The sequence below is a fragment of the Blautia aquisgranensis genome (assembly GCF_040096615.1).
In the GTDB taxonomy this organism is placed as follows: Bacteria; Bacillota; Clostridia; order Lachnospirales; family Lachnospiraceae; genus Blautia_A; species Blautia_A aquisgranensis.
The window spans coordinates 68,763-92,954 of the sequence record NZ_JBBMEJ010000016.1; the positions used below are offsets into that span (position 1 = coordinate 68,763).

24 protein-coding genes, 1 tRNA gene and 1 pseudogene are annotated in these 24,192 nt (G+C 41.7%); 5 read left to right on the forward strand and 21 right to left on the reverse strand.

Annotated elements, in window-relative coordinates; genetic code table 11:
• Positions 1-13: 13 nt before the first annotated feature.
• From secE to WMO28_RS12985, 14 genes are all read right to left on the reverse strand, one after another.
• Positions 14-220 (reverse strand): preprotein translocase subunit SecE, encoded by a 207-nt coding sequence (gene secE / locus WMO28_RS12920; RefSeq protein ID WP_118515828.1) that lies wholly within the window; start codon positions 218-220, stop codon positions 14-16.
• Positions 221-245: 25 nt separating this feature from the next.
• Positions 246-395: a 50S ribosomal protein L33 gene (gene rpmG, locus WMO28_RS12925; RefSeq protein WP_044961412.1), complete on the reverse strand. Its 150-nt coding sequence runs from the start codon at positions 393-395 to the stop codon at positions 246-248.
• A gap of 157 nt (positions 396-552) precedes the next feature.
• The gene (locus WMO28_RS12930) at positions 553-1,290 is read right to left on the reverse strand and encodes an SDR family oxidoreductase (protein ID WP_178642687.1); all 738 of its coding nucleotides are present in this window, start codon (positions 1,288-1,290) and stop codon (positions 553-555) included.
• Between the two features lies 1 nt (position 1,291).
• Positions 1,292-3,109: a thiamine pyrophosphate-binding protein gene (locus WMO28_RS12935; RefSeq protein ID WP_349057213.1), complete on the reverse strand. Its 1,818-nt coding sequence runs from the start codon at positions 3,107-3,109 to the stop codon at positions 1,292-1,294.
• Positions 3,102-4,085 carry a hypothetical protein gene (locus tag WMO28_RS12940; protein WP_494337492.1) on the reverse strand — a complete coding sequence of 328 codons (984 nt, stop codon included), beginning with the start codon at positions 4,083-4,085 and terminating at the stop codon, positions 3,102-3,104. The genes WMO28_RS12935 and WMO28_RS12940 overlap by 8 nt, the downstream gene beginning before the upstream one ends.
• Before the next feature lie 204 nt (positions 4,086-4,289).
• Positions 4,290-6,569, reverse strand: coding sequence for a LicD family protein (locus WMO28_RS12945; RefSeq protein WP_349057215.1), 2,280 nt, complete (start codon positions 6,567-6,569; stop codon positions 4,290-4,292).
• Positions 6,570-6,572: 3 nt separating this feature from the next.
• Complete coding sequence (locus WMO28_RS12950) at positions 6,573-7,874, reverse strand: adenylyltransferase/cytidyltransferase family protein (protein WP_178642679.1); 1,302 nt, start codon at positions 7,872-7,874, stop codon at positions 6,573-6,575.
• Positions 7,875-7,894: 20 nt separating this feature from the next.
• Positions 7,895-9,241 carry an acyltransferase family protein gene (locus tag WMO28_RS12955; protein WP_349057216.1) on the reverse strand — a complete coding sequence of 449 codons (1,347 nt, stop codon included), beginning with the start codon at positions 9,239-9,241 and terminating at the stop codon, positions 7,895-7,897.
• Between the two features lie 107 nt (positions 9,242-9,348).
• Positions 9,349-10,092, reverse strand: coding sequence for a glycosyltransferase (locus WMO28_RS12960; RefSeq protein ID WP_178642750.1), 744 nt, complete (start codon positions 10,090-10,092; stop codon positions 9,349-9,351).
• A gap of 76 nt (positions 10,093-10,168) precedes the next feature.
• On the reverse strand, positions 10,169-11,545 hold the full coding sequence (locus WMO28_RS12965) for an exopolysaccharide biosynthesis polyprenyl glycosylphosphotransferase (protein ID WP_349057217.1): 1,377 nt from the start codon (positions 11,543-11,545) through the stop codon (positions 10,169-10,171).
• 214 nt (positions 11,546-11,759) lie between these two features.
• On the reverse strand, positions 11,760-13,121 hold the full coding sequence (locus WMO28_RS12970) for an extracellular solute-binding protein (RefSeq protein WP_178642740.1): 1,362 nt from the start codon (positions 13,119-13,121) through the stop codon (positions 11,760-11,762).
• Positions 13,122-13,219: 98 nt separating this feature from the next.
• On the reverse strand, positions 13,220-14,095 hold the full coding sequence (locus WMO28_RS12975; protein WP_435376496.1) for a carbohydrate ABC transporter permease: 876 nt from the start codon (positions 14,093-14,095) through the stop codon (positions 13,220-13,222).
• A gap of 41 nt (positions 14,096-14,136) precedes the next feature.
• Positions 14,137-15,000, reverse strand: coding sequence for a carbohydrate ABC transporter permease (locus WMO28_RS12980; protein WP_349057218.1), 864 nt, complete (start codon positions 14,998-15,000; stop codon positions 14,137-14,139).
• Positions 15,001-15,002: 2 nt separating this feature from the next.
• Positions 15,003-16,148 (reverse strand): sn-glycerol-3-phosphate ABC transporter ATP-binding protein UgpC, encoded by a 1,146-nt coding sequence (locus tag WMO28_RS12985; RefSeq protein WP_178642735.1) that lies wholly within the window; start codon positions 16,146-16,148, stop codon positions 15,003-15,005.
• Between the two features lie 443 nt (positions 16,149-16,591).
• On the opposite strand from WMO28_RS12985, the gene WMO28_RS12990 reads away from it, so the two are divergent.
• Together WMO28_RS12990 and WMO28_RS12995 are read left to right on the forward strand one after the other, a co-directional pair.
• Positions 16,592-17,185: a 50S ribosomal protein L25 gene (locus WMO28_RS12990; RefSeq protein ID WP_178642733.1), complete on the forward strand. Its 594-nt coding sequence runs from the start codon at positions 16,592-16,594 to the stop codon at positions 17,183-17,185.
• 148 nt (positions 17,186-17,333) lie between these two features.
• A complete protein-coding gene (locus WMO28_RS12995) occupies positions 17,334-17,570 on the forward strand; it encodes a DUF6061 family protein (protein ID WP_349057219.1) in 237 nt (78 codons plus the stop codon).
• 198 nt (positions 17,571-17,768) lie between these two features.
• Here the strand turns inward: WMO28_RS12995 and WMO28_RS13000 are convergent, their stop codons facing one another.
• Both WMO28_RS13000 and WMO28_RS13005 read right to left on the reverse strand, forming a co-directional pair.
• Positions 17,769-18,725 (reverse strand): NAD(P)-dependent oxidoreductase, encoded by a 957-nt coding sequence (locus WMO28_RS13000; RefSeq protein ID WP_178642729.1) that lies wholly within the window; start codon positions 18,723-18,725, stop codon positions 17,769-17,771.
• Between the two features lie 32 nt (positions 18,726-18,757).
• Complete coding sequence (locus WMO28_RS13005; RefSeq protein ID WP_349057220.1) at positions 18,758-20,101, reverse strand: MATE family efflux transporter; 1,344 nt, start codon at positions 20,099-20,101, stop codon at positions 18,758-18,760.
• Positions 20,102-20,319: 218 nt separating this feature from the next.
• Between WMO28_RS13005 and WMO28_RS13010 the strand changes: the two genes are divergently transcribed.
• Both WMO28_RS13010 and WMO28_RS13015 read left to right on the forward strand, forming a co-directional pair.
• Positions 20,320-20,778 (forward strand): Lrp/AsnC family transcriptional regulator, encoded by a 459-nt coding sequence (locus WMO28_RS13010; protein WP_349057221.1) that lies wholly within the window; start codon positions 20,320-20,322, stop codon positions 20,776-20,778.
• 520 nt (positions 20,779-21,298) lie between these two features.
• On the forward strand, positions 21,299-21,814 hold the full coding sequence (locus WMO28_RS13015; RefSeq protein ID WP_178642721.1) for a helix-turn-helix domain-containing protein: 516 nt from the start codon (positions 21,299-21,301) through the stop codon (positions 21,812-21,814).
• 52 nt (positions 21,815-21,866) lie between these two features.
• Here WMO28_RS13015 and WMO28_RS13020 read toward each other — a convergent pair whose 3' ends face one another.
• From WMO28_RS13020 to WMO28_RS13030, 3 genes are all read right to left on the reverse strand, one after another.
• Positions 21,867-22,283 (reverse strand): hypothetical protein, encoded by a 417-nt coding sequence (locus WMO28_RS13020; RefSeq protein ID WP_178642719.1) that lies wholly within the window; start codon positions 22,281-22,283, stop codon positions 21,867-21,869.
• Positions 22,284-22,304: 21 nt separating this feature from the next.
• Positions 22,305-22,436 carry a hypothetical protein gene (locus tag WMO28_RS13025; RefSeq protein ID WP_349057223.1) on the reverse strand — a complete coding sequence of 44 codons (132 nt, stop codon included), beginning with the start codon at positions 22,434-22,436 and terminating at the stop codon, positions 22,305-22,307.
• A gap of 123 nt (positions 22,437-22,559) precedes the next feature.
• On the reverse strand, positions 22,560-22,688 hold the full coding sequence (locus tag WMO28_RS13030) for a hypothetical protein (RefSeq protein ID WP_349057224.1): 129 nt from the start codon (positions 22,686-22,688) through the stop codon (positions 22,560-22,562).
• Between the two features lie 227 nt (positions 22,689-22,915).
• Here WMO28_RS13030 and WMO28_RS13035 point away from each other — a divergent pair, with 227 nt between their 5' ends.
• A complete protein-coding gene (locus WMO28_RS13035) occupies positions 22,916-23,290 on the forward strand; it encodes an AIM24 family protein (RefSeq protein WP_349057226.1) in 375 nt (124 codons plus the stop codon).
• A gap of 41 nt (positions 23,291-23,331) precedes the next feature.
• Here the strand turns inward: WMO28_RS13035 and WMO28_RS13040 are convergent.
• Together WMO28_RS13040 and WMO28_RS13045 are read right to left on the reverse strand one after the other, a co-directional pair.
• Positions 23,332-23,933, reverse strand: a pseudogene (locus WMO28_RS13040) (EFR1 family ferrodoxin).
• A gap of 59 nt (positions 23,934-23,992) precedes the next feature.
• Positions 23,993-24,063, reverse strand: a tRNA-Trp gene (locus WMO28_RS13045).
• Between the last annotated feature and the right edge of the window lie 129 nt (positions 24,064-24,192).

Genomic DNA, 24,192 nt, shown 5'->3' on the forward strand with positions numbered 1-24,192 from the left:
AATCACCTTGTCCTTACTTCATTAAGAAATTAATGCATTCCAGAATTCCGGAATCCATTACACTGATAACCACTGCCAGGATGATCGTAATGATTACGACCACAACAGTCTGTTTCGCCAGTGTGGGACGGTCTGTCCAGACAATCTTCTCAAATTCTGACTGAAGTCCCTGAAACCAACTCTTTTTCTGCGGCTTATCCGCAGATTTCTGTTTTTCCATAGCATAACCTCACAAATCTCTGTGATTACTTTGTTTCCTTGTGCAGAGTGTGTGTATGACAGAACTTACAATATTTCTTGGTCTCCATTCTCTCAGGATGGTTCTTTTTCTCCTTCGTCATATTGTAGTTACGCTGCTTGCACTCGGTGCATGCTAATGTAATCTTAACGCGCACAACTTCCACCTCCAGTGTTTTCATTTGCATGGTCTTAATCACACCCGGAACGTTTATCCGTCGTCATTTTCGGGCATAAAAAAAAGACCTAACTTCCATGTCGCTCGTCAATTTTAGCACAGAGCAGGCATACAAGTCAAGCCTTTTTAACATTTTCCTAATAATAATCATAACCCCCGTGGATATCCACAACACTGCCGTTCATGTATCCGTTGGAAAGCACTGCAAACGCCATATCTGCTACCTCTTCCACTGTTCCGAAGCGGTGCAGGGCGATCTTTTTGTTGATGCGGTCGTAGCTCTCCTGGGTACGGGCCTGATGCCATGGTGTCTCGATGAAGCCTGGGGCAATGGCATTCACGGTAATACCTTTTGGCTCGAATTCCTTTACCAGCGATTTCGTCAGGAAATGAATTGCTGCCTTTGTGACTCCGTATACCAGAGAAGAAGAATACGCCTGCTGTCCTGCATAAGAACCTGTAAAAAGTACACTTCCACCTTTCACAAGCATCGGACGCAGCTCCTGGATCATAAACACCGGCACAGAAAGGTTGGTATTGACGATACTTGTCCACTCCTCAAAGGTGTAATTCTCATATTTTTCGTAGGTGCTCACACCTGCGTTGCTTACCAGCCAGTCGATATGATCTGTCTGTGCTTTCAGCTTTGCAACAAATTTCAGCATTTCTTCATAGGAAGACATATCTGCCTTCATCAGGATCACCTGAGATCTTTTTTCCCCAGGAAGGTCATTCAGAAATTCCTCTGCCTTCTTCTGATCATGCCCGTATGTTACGAATATCCTATCCTCTGCACCTGAATCCTTCAGAATCCGCTCGGCGATCCCTCTTCCGATTCCGGAGGTTCCGCCTGTGATCACAGTTACTTTTCCCATCTTATATCTCCATCAGTTCATCAAATATCTGTTTCGGTATATAAGGCTGCTGATTGTGGATCGGCTCTCCCAGACAGGTCTTCGGATACGCATAGGTTCCGTTTTCCAGCATGATCTCCAGAAGTCCCGGTCCATTCTGCTCCAGGAATTCTCCGGAAGCATCCTCAACCTCTTCTCTCTGTATCCTCTTTGACGGAATTCCATAGGCTTTTGCCACATCGGCAAAAGCACAGGAAGAAAATCCGCTGCCATCTGAAGTATCTGCAAACACACAGTCGAAATAATCCCTCTGGAGATGGCGGATCATACCAAGCGCCTCGTTGTTCATTACGATCATTTTTACCGGAATATTCTCTCGCTTCACCCACTGCAGCTCCTGAATATTCATCTGAAATGCTCCGTCGCCACAGATACAGGCTACCGGTTTTCCGGTCGCATAATACGCGCCGATGGCTGCCGGAAGAGCATATCCCATGGCACCGTGTCCGCCGGAAAAAAGCAGTTTCTGGTTCTGTTTATTATGAAAGGACTGATAGCTCCATACCATATGCTGTCCCACATCCACCGCCACAGCTCCGGTATCTCCAAGCTGCCCGCTTAAATACGCGATCATGCGGTTCGGATAACGCTCCGGTGTTGCATCGTCCACCTGGGTAAGCTCTTTGCGGATTCTCTGGCATACAGACAGCCATTCTCCATAGGAACCAATCTCCTTCTCATCTGCAAGTAGTTTCTCCGCTACTTCCTCTGCGCTTACGCAAAAGCATTTCTCGTCTTTTCCGCCTTCATGGATCTCTCTCTGAAGGTTATAAGGATCAATATCCACCCGGACGATCTCTGCATTCTTCGCAAACTCATGTACCTTAGTTCCGATCTGACGTGTACACAGAGAGATTCCGAAGCATACCAGAAGATCACTTTTCGCATTGGCGATCATGTTCGCATAACGATGTCCGTATGCACCACCGATACAGCCACAGTTCAGCGGATCATCCCAGGAGAGGACTGATCTCGCCAGAACACTTGTGATCACTGGAATATGATGTTCACGGGCAATACGGACGAGATTTTTTTCCGCAGAGCCTGCTGCCCCATGTCCGATCATAAATACCGGCCGTCTGGCTTTCCTCAGTTTACATAAAATATCTTCTGCTGCCACATCAGCATCTGCAGAATCTGCTTTATCCACAGCCTTCCTGTAAAAAGCAGCTCCGTTTCCACTGTTTTTCTGACCGTATACTGCTGTTTCTGTCTCCTCCTCCGGAAACTCCATATCATAAACCGGATCACAGACCTCACCTCTCTGAACATTCATGGGAAGATCAATGAGAACCGGTCCCTTACGTCCCGTATTGGCGATCTGCCATGCCAGATTCAGCTCGCGAATGATATCCTGTGGTTCACGGATCTGCACTGCATATTTCGTCACCGGCTTTGCCATGGAAACAATATCGATCTCCTGAAAGCCCTGCTGGCGAAGTCCGTTGATTCCGGAATATTCATAGGTATTCAGCTGTCCTGTGATAAAGATTATCGGCAGCGAATCAAAATACGCATCTGCCACACCGGAAAGCAGGTTTACAGCTCCCGGGCCGCTGGTAGCGTACGCGCAGGCGCAGGCATCCTTAGCCTGTGCATAACCGCAGGCTGCAAAAGCCGCTCCCTGCTCATTGTAGCTGGAATGGCTTCTGGTATTGGGATTGTGTTCAATAGAATCTACCAGGTGCGCGATCATGGTTCCCTGATAGCCGAAAAAATCATGAATTCCTTTTCGCTGAAGGAATTCAGTCACATAATCTGTAAGTTTTATTTTAGACATATTTTTTTACCTTTTCCATATATGAAATTCTTCCTGTTTTTTCCAGATATTGCAAATATAATTCAAATATTTCCGGATCTGTATCAAATGCCTCCTCGTATTTCAGGCATCGGTTCATCATTCGTGTATATTCTGCAAATGTCTTTTCCAGCTGAACGTAATCTTCATTTTTCAGCAGATTCTGAATATAACTCTGTTTTTTTCTGTATGCTGCCGAACACTCACATTTTGCCCCGCAAAATTTCACATAATCCCAGCACTGCTCAAAATATTTCCGGTAATTCAAACCGAATTTCCTGCGTCTTACTACTCTCTTTCTGTCTGCTGCAAACTTCTTCAGCTCCTTTGACTGCTGCATAAATTCTTCACACGGAATCAATGCACTGCATACTGACATGGAATCAGGAACATATTTCTCCGGTGACTTGTTTCTGTACTTCTTTCCATATGCAGTAACAAGATATTTCTCCACATCCTCCGGAATGCTGAATCGTTCTCCTTCCAGCTCGATCTCCTGCGTTCTTTCAAAAACAGAAGCAGAAAAATAAAGGTTCATTTCAAAGTAACGGATCACATAAGTTCTGACATTTTCCTGTGGCTGGTGGAGCAGATCCCGGAATATACTTTTTCCAAGCCATCCTCTTCCGCAAAGTGACAGAAAACGTACCATCCATATGCAGGCAAGTTCTCTTCTGTTTCTCCATGTTCCTTTTTTTCCATATATTCTTTTCCAGCCTTCTTCTCTCATACGGTTCCAATGATATTTTAATTTGGGACCATATTCACATTGCAATGGCAAAATAGTGACCGAAATCCCCGGATACCTGTATTTTCCATACTCATCCATTCTGTAAAGTAATGTATCCTTATCTGTATACCGGAGAAAAAATCCAGGAAAGCGACTGTTATTTTCCATAGATTCCAGAGTTCTTCTAAGTTCCGGCTCTTCTTCGAAGATATTTTTGAATCTTTCCATATCTCCGGTTTTCATATATACAACGCCAGCACTCGGATTCTGAGGAAAAGGTCGCTTCATTACCGCACAAAAAGTAAGATACGGCGATAGAAAATATGGGATCTTGTTTTTTTTGCATATAATATCTATTTCTTTAAGAAGTTCCAATATTTTCTGCTGTTCTCTGTTCAACACACTTTGCCTCATTTCTATTGATTTTTGCGGTTATATAAGCTGCTTCAGAAGTGCCTGAAGTTCTTTTTGTCCTTTATATTTATCCAGCCAGACATTCATAAACTCTGACACATCTGCCTTTTTTGCAAAAAACCTGATTCTCCTGCTTCCCTCGTACATATCTTCAAGAAAAATTCTGGAAAGTTCTCTTTTTATATAAGGCTGCTGTACATATTCCAGTGCTTTGAAATAATTCTCAAAAGCTTGTACTGTCTGCCCCTGTTTTCTACGTACATCACCAAGGAGTTTATACGCTTCTCCCTTCCACTGTTTATGAACCAGGAGACTTCTGAGCTCCTCTGCCAGATATTCCAGTTCGCTCTCTTCTTCTGTACATAACAGTCTGGTTCTGCACTCAGCCAGTGCTTTGGGATACCCGAATCTTCTCCATCCAAAAGTAAGCGCCTCTCTGTAAAATTTCTCACCGGAAGCTTCTCTCTTCACTATCTTATTGGAAATGCCTGTTTTTTTGTAAAGCTCATCCATCAGTGCTTCCAGTTCTGTACGCTTCTGTGCACAGGCTACTTTAGCCATATAAAAAGCCGCATCTATTTCCTCATCTTCCGGCATCAGTCTGCTCCACAGTCCCATCATGGAAAAAGCCTCTGCATTTCTGTGCCTTTCCAGAAGTTCCCTGCACTTCTTTATTGTCTGTTCTTTCTTTTCTCCGAAAAATTTATCAAGTTCAAGCTGTACAATTCCATTGGCAGTCTTCTCTCTGGCCTGTACATAACAGCCCACGGCTTCGTCTGTAAGACCCCTTTCCCAGAGAATGTCTCCTTTATACTTGATAAAATATCCATCCTCCGGAAAAATTTTCATACAATGTAAAAAGAAATTTTCTGCTTCCGAAAATTTACCCGTTTTCTTTGCATAAGCTGCCACAAAACGACATTTAAACTTCAGAAATCCAGGTGCATCCGGATATTTATTAAGAAGATCATCTACAATCTCTTCTGCTTCTTTCATTTCATGAAATTCATAATGGCCTGCAGCTTTTCGAAACAAACGGATATCTTCCATTGTCTGTTTCATTTCTGAAGTAAGATGATCCAGCTTTTTTCGCACTTCATACATACGATATGCTTTTGCAACCCGCTCTGTATAAATCAGTGTAAGCATAGCCGCCTGAAAAACAGTATCTTCCGTCCTGATCAGCGTCGGATAATAAAACGGTCTGATCCCCTTATAATCCTCACGTCCAATAAATTCCGGGCTGAGCTGTACCCGATAATAATCTTCAAAAATTCTGTTTAATATATCATATCGTTTCTCTTTCAAAAGAGTTTCCAGAGATTTTTCCGACCGTAAAATTCTCGCTTCCAGATCTTTAGCCGTCACCTCTGCTTTGATCCGGTTACGTTTCATGTCCAGTTTGTGCTCTTTCTTCGCATTCATAAGACAGTAAAATTTGCGAAATGACATCTGCCTTCGTATACGTCCTTTATCGATTCTCGGCATATACTCATCTCTGATCTCCTGATAGGACACATCCGGTACATAAACAGACTCATGGGACTCCCTATCCCCATGAGGCGGTATATACGACCATTCATCTCCGTAATGCCAGATCAGATAATCACTGGTCCTGTGCGGAACCATGACTTTGTCCCCTTCAAAGTTCATGTATTTCACAGGAAACATCATATCTTTGTCAAAAAGAAACGGACAGCCTCCCCAGCGCATGGCATATCGGTTGCATTCTTCCTCTTTATAAGAAAACATGATTTTTTCCAGTTTTTTAAGTGTTCTGTCTTTTCCCAAAAATTTATAACGAAAAAGCCAATACAGATACTGAAAAACAGGTATCTCCCATCTTGCCCCTACAACCATGCTGATATTAAGAAGATCTGTATAGATCATCATATGTGTTCGATACTTTTCATACTCGCGGTCATCATCTGGAATCGGATCCAGCGTCAGCACATCTATGATCTCACCGGCCTTATCATCTCCGATGATCTGATGTTTATGGATTGAACAGCTGTCTGTACTGCCATAGCGTGGAAATCCATTTGTATACGTACGGTCCACATCAGAACAGTAAATTGCCCGGTTAGATGGCATTTCCGTCTTACAGATATCCACAAATCTGTCCCAGTCACTTTTGGGCATATAAATATCTACATCATCGTCCCACGGAATAAAACCCTCATTTCGAAGAACACCGATCAGTGTTCCTCCCGCCATCACGTATCTAAGATTATGCTTTTTGCAGATCGCATCTACCTCCCGGAAAAGCTGCAAAAGAAGCTCCTGTTTTTCTGTCATCTGTCAACCTCTTTGATCAATAATATTCAAAAGTTCAGCCAGGGTTTCTGATTCCTCATAAAAAAGTCTCGTACATTCCGTACGTTTATCACGTATCATGATCGTCAGCTCCTGAAGAAGATACCGCAATCCATTTCCCTCAAAATTAAAGCTGTATCTCTTCAGAAATTCCTGACCTTCCACCTTTGCCTCAAAATAGCCCGTATTCCACCAGTCATTAGGCACAGTGATACGTCCCTTGCTTCCAATGACCACAAGCTCGTTTTCCACGTCCACAGTTGTTCCGATTTCTATTGTAGCAAGTGCTCCCGGATAATTTACTGTAATCATATCATAAATAAATTCTCCGCTGCTGCCCCTTACAGCATTGGTATTTACTTCATGATAACTCATTCCGAGCAGCTTGATACATGCACACAGCGCCTGGCTGACAGTTTCATTGAATGATTTTCCTCCCTCGAAATCATCCTGCGAGATCGCACACTTCACAGCCACCACATCACCAACAAGCTCGCCATGCGTCAGCCATACAAGCTGCGTAAAAGCCCGCAGATAAACAAGAGTAAGTCTTTCCACAAGAATCACTCCCTGCTTCTTAGCCAGTGCAAATAACGCTTTCTGCTCCCCAGTATCCAGCGTCATTGGTGTATCGCTAATCACATGCTTTCCATTCTGAATCGCCTGTCTTATATAAAAAGCTCTGTTCTTCATACCTGATTTAATATAAACAATATCCAGGTTATTCAAAAACTGCTCATAGTCTGTTCCATAAGAATCCAGTTCATATCTGTCACAAAATTCTCTGGCAACAAAAATATCTTCAGAATAAACACTTTCTACATGAAGTCCGCTTACGAATTTCGATTCCTGAACCATCCCGTTATCTTCTGTATCATCGGTTACGACACCGATGCTGTAGATCGTTCCCTCACTTCTCAGCTTCGTACTGGAAATATTCTTGGTACGCTCCAGATACACAACATCACAGTAGTTTTTGAGATAGTCGAATTTACCCTTCCAGTCGGATCCCAGAACCAGAAGATCAATATTATATTTGATAACATCACTGATCTTCTGCCCCTGATATTCCTCTACAATAATTTCATCAGCAAAACCTGTTTTCCGCACATTCTCAATTCGTTTCAGCAGACTGTCCTTGACATTCAGTTTCCCTCTTTCAATGTCATAACTCTCACTGGTGACTCCTACAATCAGATAATCGCCCAGCTCTCTTGCCCTTTTCAGAATATTATAGTGGCCCTGATGAAACAGATCGAACGTGCCATAAGTAATGACTTTCTTCATTATTTATCCTGCTCTTTCTGTTATTCCTTTTCCGTCTGCGTTTCCTCTTCTTCTTGTGGCGTTTCAAGCTCCAGCAATTCATCCAGCTCCTGCAGTTTCTCAAATGCCTGTGGAGATTCTGCATCTTCGCTGTCTGCCTCCATATCAAAATCCTCATCTACAAAAAACTCTTCCTTGTTCAGTTTCTCAAGAGGATCTTCTTTTTCCAATACAACTGCCACATTATCTTCAACCTTACGGGCATTCTCCTCTTCCTCCAGAGTCGCCGCAAGCTCTTCGATCGCTTTTTTTCTTTTTCGTATGATTTCGTAATGCTCATCTTCATCATACTCGTCTTCCAGACCTTCATCCTGAACCTGTTTTTCTCTCTTGAAGAAAATAAAAATAAGCAAATTCAGCATTCCATTATAAATGAAAGATACCGGTGCACTTCCAAGTACAAGTACAAAGATCCATGATACGCCAAACAGTACCCAGACATTCAGCATCTTCGGAATGCTCAGAAGAAGCAGGCCGTTCAGCACAATCATAATCGGATAATGGAAGAAATAAATTCCCATAGTATTTCTTCCGATAAAAGTAATCGGCAATTTTATATCCGGTATCAATGCAAGAAATGTCAGTACCAGCACAAAAGACACCAGATACATCAGAAGGCGGATCAGCATTCCCGTAATATTATCCATTCCGCATAACTGATACGTATGATTTCCCCTGAAAATATCAATCGGAATATTATTCTCCATCATAAAATTAGGAATCGCATAGAGAAGCAGGCCCGAAATCGGAATCAGAACCCATTTCCCTTTAAATTTACGTACAACTTTTGTGTAATCACTCTTCCACAGATAGCCTGCCACAAAAAACGGAAAAAATACAACAATCCTTGAACTGGAAAGATATGTTGTAAATTCCGGCCTTGTTCCTGCCCATAACGCAAAAATAATACTTAACGGCACAATAAAACGCACCTTTCCAAGGGCCTCTATAGTCAGTCTGTAGATAAAAAGCGCAAGCACATACCACATAACTGTTCCTGACGGGCGAAGAAGCTCATAGTCCATACTCCTTCCAAGCCAGACATAGGCATACCATGTCAGACTATATCCAAGAATATAAGGAATCAGCAGATTCTTCACATTTTTCAGCACATCCTGCGGCTTCTTGGACAGATATCCGGACATAAAAACAAAAGCAGGCATATGGAATATTGTGATCGCATACCACACATAACGTACGATCACATCAACCTTAACCAGCTGAAATGCAATTATATGATTAAATACAACCAGGAAAATCAGTAACACCTTAATATTATCAACCAGATAGGAATACGGAACTCCCTGGCTATCTGTTTTCTGTTTCATCTGTTCTCACCTTGTAATAAAATTATGAATAAATAATAACATATATTTATGAACTTGGAAATAGAAAATTAACATTTACCAGGATTATTCTGTTTTTCCAGTTTTTTTCAACGATATTTCCAAATCCCATGGACAGCATAAGATACAAAGAAAAACAGGCTTTTTACATGTCCGTAGCCCATATACCGGTAGACCTGATAGGTCATAGCAGCGGATTTCAGCTTATTTCTGGACTTTCCGCCCTCGCTGAGCCTGCATTTCAGATACGGCTTGTTAATCCCCACTGCAAAGCCGCCTTTTCTGAGGATTCGAAGCCAGGTAATATAGTCCTCATGGCTTTCATCATGCTCCATAGGAAAAGCAAGTGCAGTCTCTCTTCGCAGCAGAACGGAGGAACAGTTAATACTATTATGTTTCAAAAGATCACGATAGGTAATACGCTCCCCGACCGGAATATATTTCCCTGTCGTATGTCCGTCCGGCCTCATCAGTTCTCTTCCTGTGGAACAAATCACGCATCCTGTGATTTCCATAGTCTCGGTCTGCGCTGAAAGCTTTCCTTCTTCCCACCAGTCATCCGCATCCAGAAAAGCAACATATTTTCCCCTTGCTTCCTTTACACCGCGGTTCCTGGAACCTGCAGCTCCCAGGTTCTCATTATTGCGGATATATCGAATATTCCCACTGTCCATAAATTTCATCACAGCCAGCTCTGTTCCATCGGTTGAACAGTCGTCGATCACAAGAAGCTCTGTGGAAATCTTCTGCGCCAGAACAGATTCGATTGCTTTTCCTATATATTTCTCGCCATTGTATACAGGCATGATCACTGACACTAACGGCTTTTCCATAAAAAAACCTCCTTCTTACCTTACAAAAAATGTGCATCAGATCCTGTCTGATGCACAGATTAGCGGGTTAAACTTCTTATTTATTATCCTGTGAATCCTTCAGCGCATTCTTCTGGTCATCATCCACGCCCTCGGATACTTCTTTCTGGAAAAAGATCTTCACTGTCATAAACAGGAGCTTGATATCCAGAAGAAATGAATAATTCTCGATATAAAACAGGTCAAGTTTCAGCTTATCATACGGTGTTGTATTGTATTTACCGTACACCTGTGCATAACCGGTAAGTCCTGCCTTTACTTTCAGTCTGTAATGAAATTCCGGAATTTCCTGCTCGTATTCTTTCATTATCACATCACGCTCCGGACGGGGACCCACCAGCGACATATCTCCCATAAATACATTAAAAAGCTGCGGCAGCTCATCCAGATGCAGATTACGTAAAACATGTCCCACCGGTGTGATACGGGAATCATTCTTGGACGCAAGTCTTGCACCGTTTTTCTCAGAATCCACACACATACTGCGGAATTTACGGATCCGGAATTCTTTACCCTTATAGGTAAGACGGTCCTGGAGATAAAATACCGGGCCACCATCATATGCTTTCACCGCAATGGCGATGATCAGCATGATCGGAGAGGAAACAACGATTCCAATTCCTGAAATAATAATATCCATGACCCTCTTGGCAGCTCTCTGCTCCATGGAAAGTCCCTGATTTCTGCACATCAGAAGCGGGGTATCAAACAGATGAATCCTGTCTGTTCCCAGCAAAATGATATCCGAAATTTTCGGGCTCATATAACAGCGGATTGAATGAGAAAAGCAGTATTTCAGATACCTGTTACGAATCTCGGACGGAAGATCCCATATGATCACACCTTCATAGTTCTCCATCATGGCATGAATCTTCTCTTCACCTTCGCGAATATGAACCTTGCCGCTGATATCATATTTATCCTTGCGTGTATTCATCTTGTGAATTACATCACCCGGATCACGGTCACCGTAAATCACCAGTAATCGTCTGGCTCCGTACAGTTTAGAATAAATATATCTGGAGCCCCATATCCATAAAATCGTTACAATGATCTGAACCAGTGTCATCTCTACAATTGGTCCTGCATCAAGAAACCATCGGTTGATCAGTGTAATCTGAAAATATGTCACTACATTCGTACATATAGTGGCCAGAGTCATTGAATAAAAAACATCAATTCGTTTCAGATATCCTACCTTCAGTCCGCCATATAGCTTGGCAAACAGCAGATAGAGCAACGCATAAATCAAAATCAGAACCCAGTTACCTTTTCGCCAGAACGGTTTCGAAATCAGTCCTCTGTAAAAATCATACCATACATAAGCAAAGATTGCGGACTGTGCGATCACGATCAGACTTGCAAGGCAAAATACCACAAATCTCTTATAGTCTTCTCTTTTACTTCTGTTCACAGATTTTTCTCCCTTCCTTGAGGAGTAAATATTAGCCTTATCATTATAGCCAATATGAGCACCCACGTCCAGCGATTCCTCTGATTTTTGTCCTGTTATTTTCTGGTATTACCCAGATTCTTTCCACTTCATCAGAAAGACCCTGGATATTTTCCAGGGTCTTTCTGATGTTTCTTTTTATTTTTCTTTTTCAAATTTACGCGTTTTTTCTGTTTTATTCGTTTACAAGATTGTACTCTTCAATGGATTTATTGATGGAATCAGCCATGTTCTTCACTGCTGCATCCACATCCTCTTTTCCATTAAGCATGCTCTCGATCTCAGACTCAACAGTAGCTCTTGCCTCCGGGAATACGCTTAACAGTGCGCCAACATAGTCTGCGGAAGAATCATGGAGCTGGTCGATCGCTGTCTGGAACTGCGGATATTTTGCAACGTTATCCTTAAATACCTGCTCGTCCTGTGCTTTTACTGTTACAGGGAAGTATCCGGTCTGTGCGTTCCAGTAAGCCTGGGATTCTGGAGAGATCAGGAATTTTACGAATTCCCATGTTGCACGGAGTTTTTTCGGATCGTTATTGTTCAGAGCCCAGAGAGATGCACCACCGATGGAAACACCACCCTCATCGCTGGATTTGATCTTCGGGAAGTATGCTGTACCAACCTCAAATTTTCCGTTTACATCCTGAAGGATCTGTTTCAGGGATGCTGTAGAACCAAGTGTGATCGCTGCTTTTCCTGCGGAAAAATCTGCAAGTCCTGCATCGCCGCCTTTACCTACGATCGGTGCGAAACCTTTGTCGTTAAGGTCTTTCCATGCTGTGAGGATGTTCTTTGCAGCGCCATTCTCATCGAATGCTACAGCTGTTGCAGCCTCTTTACGTCCGTTACCGTTGTTTGCATATTCAAGACCCTGTTTTCCGATGAACTGCTCGAAGAACCATCCGTAGATTCCAAGAGACATTACCTCACCGGCGCCGCCTTTGTCAAGAAGATCCTGGCCAACCTCACTGATTCCTTCCAGGCTGTCCGGAATCTCTGTGATTCCTGCTTTGTCGAACATATCCTTGTTGTAGTACATGATCGGTGTAGAAGAGTTAAATGGCATGGAATACAGCTCATTATCAATTGTATAGTATGCAGCCAGGTTTGGCTCGATTTCAGATACATCGTAGCTGTCTGCATCGATCATCTGCTGCATTGGAACGATCCATCCGGAATCGATCATGAATCTTGAACCGATCTCATATACCTGCACAAGATCTGCACCCATGTTTCCGATCTGAGCACTTTTCAGTTTGTTCAGGGAATCATCATACTCACCCTGATACTGAGCGTCTACTGTAATTCCGTACTGGTTCTCATCGTTGAATTTTTTTACTAATGTGTCGATAGCCTCACCATTGACACCACCCATGGAATGCCAGAAAGTAATGGTAGTTCCATTTACATCTGCTGCATCTGCCATCTCCACCTTTGCGTCTGTGCTGGCATCTGCTGCAAATACAGTCACTCCGGAAAGTGATCCCACAGTCATTGCTGCAGTAAGTAAAGCTGCGATCATTTTTTTCTTCATAATTTTTTTCTCCTCTTGTTGAAAAATTATTTTTTCTTCCTATATATAAGATGAACTGCAGGGCTTATCGCCCTTTACAGTATCTTTTCTTATTGTTATCAGCCCTTGACTGCTCCTGAGAACATTCCCCGGATCAGCTGTTTCTGTCCAATGATAAAGATGGAAATCGACGGGATGATGATCATGACAACACCTGCGATCATCAGTGTGATGGACTGAGAATCCACACTGTCCAGCATACTGATACCGATCTGAACAGTTCTCATGTTGTTGGATCCTGTAACAAGCAGCGGCCACATGTACATGTTCCATGCGTTGATGAATGTGTATACAGCCATGGCTCCGATTGCGGATTTTGTCAGCGGAAGCAGGATCTTTACGATAAATTTCAGGTTGCTGCAGCCGTCAAGCTTCGCCGACTCATACAGAGAGATCGGGAATGTCATATAAAACTGACGGAACAGGAAAATTCCCATCGCGGATGTCAGGTAAGGCACGATCAGCACCTGGTAGGTATCCAGCATTCCCCAGCTTGATACAGTCAGGTAGTTGGAAATGATCGTTGCCTCTCCCGGAACCATCATGGTCGCCATCACAACCATGAATAAAATACCTTTTCCCTTGAATTCCAGGAAAGAAAACGCGAAGGCAGCAAGAGAACAGGTGATGATCTGTCCGATGGTAATGCATCCCGCCATGATAAAGGAATTCAATATGAAACGGAGAAGCGGTACGGTGCGGAATGCATTGATAAAGTTGGAAAAGGTCGGATTTTTAGGAAACAGATTTAACTCTGTTGTAAAAAGTTCGTTGGAAGGCATCAGTGCAATGCTGATCGCGTAAAGTAACGGAAGCAGGATCAGAACTGCAAATACGATATTTGCCGTAACACGAAGGGCTGTTCTTGTTCTTCTTTTTGTGAGGGCTTTGGCATTCATTGCCTTTTTCAGCTCCAGAAGCTCCTCCTTAGACATGTTTCCCACTGCGGGAACTGCCACATTTTCAATCTGACTCATCAGTAATTAACTCCCTTCTTCTCAATACGGAACATGATCAGTGTAATGATCATGATGATCACAAACAGGATAACAGACTGGGCTGCTGCGCTTCCGAATCTGTAGTTAAAAAATGCGTCCCTGTAAATAGAATACACGATTACGTTGGTAGACTCATTCGGGCCACCCTCTGTCAGGATCTTGATCTGTCCAAAGGACTGGAACGCCTGAATAATATTTACGACCAGAGTGTAAAACATGATCGGAGAAAGTCCCGGAAGTGTCAGGCTGAAAAACTGCTGTACACTGCTGGCTCCATCCACAGAAGCTCTCTCATAGATCGTCTCATTGATATTTCCAAGTCCTGCGGAAAAATACAGGAAATTGATTCCGCTGTTCAGCCATGCGGTAAGAATGGCCACACAGATCAGCGCTGTTTTCGGATCATTCAGCCAGTTAATATCCAGTCCAAGAAGCTTGTTCACGATACCAACTGCCGGATGAAGCATGATCTGGAAGATCATTGCCGCGGAGCTGGATGCGATCGCCATTGGTAACGCATAAGAAGTACTGAATACACGGATTCCCGGAAATGCTTTGTTACAAAGCACTGCCGCGATCAGTCCCAGAAGCATGCCGCCGATTACAACGATCAGCACAAAGATCAAAGTTACTTTTAAGCTGTTGATAAAAGAAGCGGACTGAAGCAGTTCCTTATAATTGCCTAAGCCTACATAAATTTTTGCCTGTCCCATCTTATTGGTCTTATAGAGACTTAAATAGATGGTTTTTACAAACGGATAAAACAGAAAGATTCCGAAGATCAGCATACACGGCACCAGATACAGGTACGGTGTGATCTTGCTTTTGCTGTTATTTCCCATGATCAGTTCTCCCCTCTGTAAAAAATATTCTCTTCTGTTTCCGGATCAAACACATGCGCCTTATCCATATCAAAATATAATGAAACTTTTTCGCCCACCTGAGTCTGATTCTCCGGACTTAAGCGGACTGCAAGAGTTTTTCCCTGCTCATCAAAATAGAGGATCACTTCTGCGCCAAGCATCTCTCTGTTTACCACCGGCTCATCCACATCTACGCTGTCTTTTTCGATGCCAAGCTTTTTCGCCTCATCGAGTTCGTAGATATCCTCCGGACGGATTCCCAGGATCACATGTCTGCCGTTATATTTCTTTGCAATCTGTTTTCCGCGAGTCCCATCCAGATAAACCTTTTTCACCGTTTTCGCATCATCCAGAATAAGGGCTGTACGGTTATTCTCCTCTTCCTTTACAGTACACTGGAAAAAGTTCATGGACGGGGAACCAAGGAAACCTGCCACAAAAAGATTGATCGGGTCATCATAAATATTCTGCGGTGCACCCACCTGCTGGATCAGACCGTCTTTCATAACAACGATCTTTGTTCCCAGGGTCATTGCCTCTGTCTGGTCATGTGTAACATAAATGATCGTTGTATCCAGCTGCTTATGTAATTTCACAAGCTCCACACGCATCTGTGCGCGAAGCTTTGCATCCAGGTTGGAAAGCGGCTCATCCATGAGAAAAGCCTTCGGCTTACGGATAATGGCACTTCCAATGGCAACACGCTGTTTCTGACCTCCGGAAAGAGCGGCCGGCTTACGGTCAAGCAGCTGCTCGATCTCCAGGATCTTCGCTACCTCATGAACCTTTCTGTCGATCTCATCCTTCGGTACCTTGCGGATTTTCAGGGCATACGCCATATTTCCGTAAACAGTCATGTTTGGATACAGGGCATAATTCTGGAACACCATAGACATTCCTCTTTCCTTTGGTTCCAGATAATTGGAAAGCTGACCATTGATCCACAGCTCTCCGTCTGTGATCTCCTCCAGGCCTGCGATAATTCTCAAAGTCGTTGATTTTCCGCATCCTGACGGACCTACGAAAATCACAAATTCTTTATCATGTATATCAAGGTTAAAATCCTTTACACCGTAATGCTCCGAATCAAATTGCTTACATACATTTCTAAGTGCAATTTCTGACATCACTCTTCTCCTTTCACTTCTCTCGCTCGCATGGTTCTTAGTATAGAGGAATCGTAAAATGTCAGATACCGCAGTTGGGAAAAGGATTTATCAAATGTGTGTAAAATTATTTTTTGGTTTATGTGGAATTGTGTAAAACAAAAAAATTCCTGTCTTTCAGGTTTTAATCCTCACTGAATTTATGCAATTTTTCGCGGTTTTTCAATTTTTTCTGTAAAATATTGATTTTTGAATTTGTTTTTGTCTAATATTACTCTTGAATTTTTCTATATAAGTCAAACAATACAAAATATTACTTTTAAATTTTCAAACTTTTTGTTAGCCACCTCGCCCGAGAAGTGCTATAATAATCACAGTCAGAAAAGAAATGCAGAATTCGTGTTACTGCGAACAGCGCGAACAGCAACATTACCGGAATCCTTGCATCAGGAGGAGGAATTGACATGATCACATTGAAAGCAGAGAAAAGAAACCCAAATGTAAAGGCTAAAAAATTAAGACGTGAGGGTTACGTCACAGGAATTCTTAGCGGAAAAGAAATGAAAGAGCCTGTAGCACTCCAGTTTGACGGTGCTGAGGCAGCGAAATTCATTAAAGCAAATAAAGAAGGAACTCAAATCTACCTGGACATCGACGGTGAAAAAGTTGATGCACTGGTAAAGAACATCGACTACAATCCAATCGAGAAACAGCTGATGGCTCTGGACTTCCAGGCACTGGTTGCCGGCGAAAAAGTCTCCACAACCGTAGCAGTCAAACTTGAGCATGCAGATATGGTTCAGGGTATCGTTGAGCAGGAGCTGGAAGAGATCCATTACAAAGCAGATCCGGCCAACCTTCTTGACACCATCGTTATCGACTTCAACGGCTATCCTGCAGATGTCCGTGATATCCATGTAAAAGACCTCCCGCTTCCGGAGGGCAAACAGGTTCACTTCATCACACCTGAGGACGCAGTTGTTGTTCACATCGGCGAGTACGCAGCCGCTCCGGAGGAGGATGAGGATGCTGAAGGCGCTGAGGATGAGGCGAAGTAAGTTTTATATAAAAATGAACGGGGATTGCTTTTGCAGTCTCCGTTTTTTGCTGTAAAAAAATTTTTCCTGATTTTTTTAATCTTTTTTTCAAAAATATAAAACCTTCCGTAAAACTCAATCGTCTATTAAATAGGGAAGATAAAATACGATGAGAACAATATTTACAGAATATAATCCCGGACGAAACAGCATTGATGTTTATATCAGTGCAGGCTATATGCTTCGCATTGACTGCTGGAAAGCAGAAAAGAATTTGAGAACCACACCCGGATCAGATTGTGCATTAAACGCACTTGCCATTGATGAACCACTAGAATATGCGAGACTGTATCTTGATGGAAATTTACAGATGTGGGTAGATGCAGAAGATTCCTTGACATTATAGTAATGTTCAAAAAACGCTGAGAATAATTTCTTCTCAGCGTTTCTGACGACTATTCGGACTTATTTTTTTCAGTAATTCTATTGTTTATGCTATTCCTGCTATATTGGAAGAAGATATCAAAGCACTGACTTATTGATTGTAATTATATTTTTTCACTCTGCAAACCCGGAAGTTATATCATCACTTTGCTGCCAGATACTATAGACCTGATACAACATTGATCGGATTCCCTTCCATAAACTGCTTTATATTATCCGCCAGAATAGAAACCAACCGCTGTCTTGTCTCAAGACCTTTCCATCCCATATGTGGCGTCAAAAGGACATGATCCATAGTATAAAGAGGGTTAGTTTCTTCAGGTGGTTCAGTTTCCTGAACATCAAGTCCGGCTCCTGCAATCGTACCATTTTCCAATGCTTCTATAAGAGCAGCCTCATCAATAAGTGCACCTCTTGAAGTATTAATGATAAACGCTGAGGGCTTCATAAGTGATAAAGACTCTTTGTTTATCATATGTTTTGTATTTTCCGTCAATGGGCAGTGCATGGAAACATAATCACTATTCTTGAGTAATTCCTCAAGCGACACATAGCGAATCCCCTTCTCATCCTCTCTCGGTGTCCTGGTATATACAAGTATGTTCATATCCAAAGCCTGTGCGATCTGGATAACTTTCCTGCCAATGTGTCCTGCACCTATAACACCAAGTGTTTTTCCATTTACCTCAACATGCGGAACCTGAAGATTTCTGGTAAAATTGTCATGATTTCCGCATGCCAGCATCTTCATCTGTACCTGCATTGCAGAACTCAGATTCAATATCATCATGATCGCAGTATGTGCCACACGTTCTGTGCTGTATGCCGGGATATTGCAGACTGTAATCCCCTTCTTCCGTGCTGCTTCAAGATCAATATTATTATATCCTGTACCTGCCTCGCAGATCAGTTTAACAGATTCCGGGAATTTCTGTATCATTTCTGCACTCACAGGCATCTCCTTTGTTACAATGATATCTGCACCCTGAATACGCTCTGACAGCTGCTGTTCTGCTGTATCATCATATACTGTAACATCAGAAGATAAAACGGAAAAATCCAGCTTCCCATCAAAATTCATTCTCTTTGCATTCAATACCACACATTTATCGTTCATCCTATAAATTTCTCCTTTTAAATTACTTTAGGCTATCGGGATTGCACCTCTTTATCAGTCGGCCATGATCTCCGAAGAGCCACATAGGATATTAAAAAGTTTGCAAACCAACCTGCTGGTACAGCAAGCCAGACAAATACAATACCAAAACGCGGTGCACAAATCAACGCAACCGACAGGCGGATCGCCAGGTTCACCATATTTGCAATAAGGAACGGGCGCATGATTCCAAGACCACGCAGAACCCCATCGGTTGCCATTTTAATTCCCATAAAGATGAAGAAGTAACCGAGCCATCTCATATAACCCTCGGATACCTGATAAGCCAGGGCAGTTCCATCTTTGCCAAGGAATAGCGAGGAAATCTGAGTATGCAATGTTTCAATGACTATAAAAGCAAGAACTGCAAAACATACATCTAACACCAGTGCAGCGTGATATCCTTTTTTGATCCGTTCAATTTTCTTTGCACCAAGATTCTGGGAAACATATGGGGAAACCGCATTGCCAATGGATACAAAAATCAATGAAAAAACATTCTCTACCCGCATCGTCGCCGCATACCCCGCAAGTGCCTGTGTACCGAAAGGATTTACAACAGCCTGTACGATCATCATACCGATGGACACTGTAGACTGCTGAAGAACCGAAGGTACAGCAATTTGAAGCATGGAATATAACTCCTGCCTGTCAAACCAGTCAAAGCGACTTTTATATCGACGCATCCGGCTAAGGAAAAGAAAAAGTGAACACACCGCAGAAATCCCCTGTGCTATAAGAGTCGCAAGGGCTGCACCAAACACACCGAGACTAAGTCCGGCCACCATCCAAAGATCCATAAAAATATTTAAGATTGACGAGAATACCAGGAGTCCCAGTGGGATTTTTGATTCACCAATGGAAGTGAACATGTTGGAAAGAATATTATACATAAACAGAAACGGAAAGCCCACAAAATAGACCCGCAGATATAACACTGCATCATTCAGTATATCGCCAGGGGTTTGTAATACCCTCATCATCGAGTGGGAAAAGCAAAAGCCAAAAACACCAAGGACTATGCTTAGAATTAAAAAGCTAAACAAGGAAGTTGACACGATGGTCTTCATTTTTCCATACTCCCTGGCACCGAAATAGCGGCTCACGAGCACACCGGCGCCGACACCTGCCCCCAGTGCCACACAAATGAAAACATTGGTCAGCGCTGCGCAGGCCCCGACAGCTGCAAGTGCAGAGGAGCCAACAAATTGGCCGACGATGATAGAGTCAGCCATATTATATATTTGCTGAAAAAAACTGCCCAAAATCATTGGCATTGCAAAAACCGTCAACGCTTTAAGAGGCGTATCTGTGATCAGATATTCATCTTTTGACATTATCATATTCCTCCACAGCCTTTATAATTTCACTTATTCTTTCCTTCACCGGAATTTATTCTATGTATTCAAAATGCAAGTTTTAAATTACGTTACGAAATAATTATATGTAGTTACGGCTGCTAAGTCAAGTCAGCATTTACTTTTAGCAACATAAATGATATGATATTTAAGAAAAATTACTATCCGGGGGATATTATTTTACAGGAGGGACACTTATGTACCTGAACGGTTTAGATGAACTGGATCAGAAGATCATCCAGTTGCTTATAGAAAATGCACGTATATCTTACTCTGATATCGGTAAAGAAACCGGTATTTCCAGAGTAGCAGTAAAAGCCCGGATCCAGGCTCTGGAGAAAAAAGGCATAATTGAAGAATATACAACTATAATAAACCCTCAAAAAATCAGCGGTGCTGTTTCATGCTATTTTGAAATCGAAACAAAACCAGATTATCTCTCGCAGGTGACAGATATATTACATAAAAATGATACTGTCACGCAGATTTACCGTGTCACAGGAAGAGACAAACTGCATGTACATGCCGTTGCTTCATCAAGTGATGAAATGGAACACTTCCTGCACACTGTCATTGATACACTACCCGGCGTTATCAGCTGCAGCTGCAATACAATCTTATCACGTATTAAAGATATTAAAGGGTTGCGGCTATAGAAGTCAGAACAAGACACATATTTAGCTGCAAATACTTAATCAACTCATACGTTAATGCTGAAATCTCTTTACAAACATCTGTGTAATTATTTGTAAAAGCTTTGGCAAATTCTGCATATACTGGAAATTGTTTTATCATCTCAATTGCGACTTCTTTTTCCATATACGGAATCATAGATGCGAATTCCATCACTTTTTCTTTACTTAAATTACGAAAAGAATCAATTCTCAATACCTTTTTTACTGCTGTTTCCGAATAATATTTTTTTGATTTTCTTTCCCATAGTTATTTTCTCCTTGCTTCTTTACGAATAGTTTCAATTTTTTTGTCACTTCTGGTATCTCTCATTCTGTAACCTCTCTTTCCTCTTTCACTCTTTTTGACTTCATGTTCATTATTGAGCTTGTTGTTAATTGATAATTCAAGTATAATAAACCCTATACGAGAAATACACGTCTTGCATGAGGACTTAAATATTGATAATCCTCATGTTTGACGATATACGGGGAGGAACTTCTCATGGGTAAACAATCCACCAGGGAAAACAAAACAATTTACCAGCTTTGCCGAGAAGCGGCAGGACTTACAAGAGCAGAGGCCAGTGAAAAAATGGATGCTGTCTCTGATTCAAAAATTGAAAAGTTTGAATATGAAACACAGGAACCTACACCTTATGATATCCTCCAGATGGCAGATGCCTATAAACGGCCGGATCTTTGCAATTATTATTGCTCTCACAAATGTGAAATCGGTCATCGTTATGTTCCAGAAATTGAAGTGACAGATCTGTCAAATATCATTTTGGAGACAATTGCCAGTCTAAATGAAATCAATCCTCTTACCGGTCGTCTGATCCAGATTGCCCGTGACGGTAAGATCAGCGATGATGAAATGAAAGATTTTGCTTATATCAGTAAAAAACTTGACGAAATTTCTTTAGCCATAGACTCTTTGAATCTTTGGGTAGATAAAACAGCCGGAGAACAGGGGCTTAATCTTGAACTCTTAAACGCCGAAAAAGAAAAATTAAAATAAGCCATAACGCGACGAAAGGCAATGAACCGTTTCTGATTCATTGCCTTTTCCTTTACATACGCTGTAATTGATTGACGATACTTTCTGTTCTTCGAATTGCTTCTTCTACCTGTCTTTTTGCATTATTAATTCGATCCTGGACCACCCAGTCCACAACAAATCCATCAAAAAAATAATCCGCAAAAGAAAGAAAATCTCCAGTATCGATATTCAAATTACATGCCATATTTACATCATTTAATTCTCTGCTAAAACTACGAAGATCATACTTTGCCTGGTCCATATTCCGTTTGGCCTGATCCATTTTAGAATGTTTTAACATTGTAGTGAAAAAGCCGCCGCCAAACATATCTACCAGTCCCCAGTTCTTTGCACTGTTTAAATTTTCTTTTGCTGCCTGAAGACTGTTCAAGGCTCTACAACCAGCTTCAGTCGCTTCTCTCTTTTCTTTTTCAATATCATATCCCATTCGTTTTCTCCTCCTGATCCATTATGAACGTAATGTCACCAATGCTATAATGCCACCGATGATCAATAATGGAAATGCAATGTACATCAGTCCACCTACAACCATACCAATCAATATCACCGGAAAGAAAATAACTGTGCAAAGTAGTTTCATAATTCCCCAGGATGCTCTTAACCCAAATATAAAAAATTTTCCAACAAACCAAATCATACAAATTGCAAATAATAACGATAACATTTTTTTACTCCTTCTGAAACTCATTTTGATATGTATCTTTCATTTTTTCTGTTCTTTTTCTGATAAATATTCAGATGTGTTCTTTATACCAATCTTATTACTGAATGCCGGATTTTTCTCTATCTTTTCTATTATCCGGATTAATTGAATTCTCTGTGCCGCTTCCATCTGATCACCCCATTTATATTCTACTTTTTTGTTGATATTGTCACTATAACAAATTTATTTTTCATAATACACATCCATCATGAGGAATTGCATCTTTATATTTCTCGAATTTTGAGAATTCTGTCTTTATATTTCTCTGCACAAATTGTTTTCTATCTATGCTGACTCTTTTACAATAAGCATATCCGAGCAACATCATAGATTATTATTAAAAGGGAGATTATGCTATGCGAATTGAAAACTTACAAAATGAAAACAGAAAATATGCGAAAAGTATCGGAAACTTCCATGTACTTGAATATGTACAGGATGCCAGCGTTTCACCTATGAATGCAATGAATGAGTATTTCATGAGTAAAATGAATGTCAGAAGAAGACAGGTTGTTATTGATATTGATAAAGACCATTCAGCTGTTATCCAGGCTGGTGCCATGCAGTGGATGGGTGGTAATGTACAAGCCACATCTGGTGTAAAAGGTATCGGAGATTTCCTTGGAAAGGCACTCAAGGGTGCGGTTACCAAAGAAACTGCGGTTAAGCCGGAATATGTTGGCAAAGGCTGTCTGGTACTGGAACCAACAAACGCCGGTATAGGATTATAAAAATCCTGTATCGGCGTTTTTAATTGCTTTATTGATTGTGATCATTTTATCTTTAACTGCTCAAAATGATAACGCGGTTTTCCTATGCTCTTTTTGCCATACTCTATTGCTTCTGTGGGGCAATAACAAATACATGCCATACAGTGAGTACATTGATTCCCCCATATCGGCTTTCCATTTTCAAGTGCAATGTTATTTTTTGGACAGTTTTTAACACATTTACCGGATCACTCATAAAACGGTCGTAGAGATTGTTTCGTGGTACAGGGAAAGGTTGTTCTACCTTAATACAGGCAATGGTATCCACAATAGTAGGCTCAGCATTTTTTACAATTTTTCTTGCTTCCTCTGCCTGGGGTGCATCGAACATGGCAATATAGTTTTCCGGCATAAGAATTTGAGATGTACCCATATAACATAAGTGCTTTTGCTCAGCAAGACTACGATTATATTTTGACGCATTGCCAATTTCACTACCGCAGTTCATAACAAACCAAATACGTTTTGCAGAAAGCAATTTCGTTTTGAAAAGCCAATCCGACACAATTCGGGGAATACGCCACGCATAAGTCGGAGTTACAACGACTACATTCTCACCTGTTTTTATTGGCGAATAATCTACTGCCTTGATTTTTGCATTCACATCTACAATCAAAGCCCGCAAACCCTCTATTTTCCAAGGGTTTACGGGCTTCCATTTAGCAGGGGATGAGAGAATCGAACTCCCACCAAAGGTTTTGGAGACCCCTATCATACCATTTGACCAATCCCCTATATACAAGAAAAAGTGGCTGTTGGCCACGAATTCTTTTTCATTGTACTTTCAAAACTACATACATGCTTTGTTGATGGTTAATCAAACTTCTTGAATCAATTCTTAACCTGCGTTTCTTGGTCAAGCC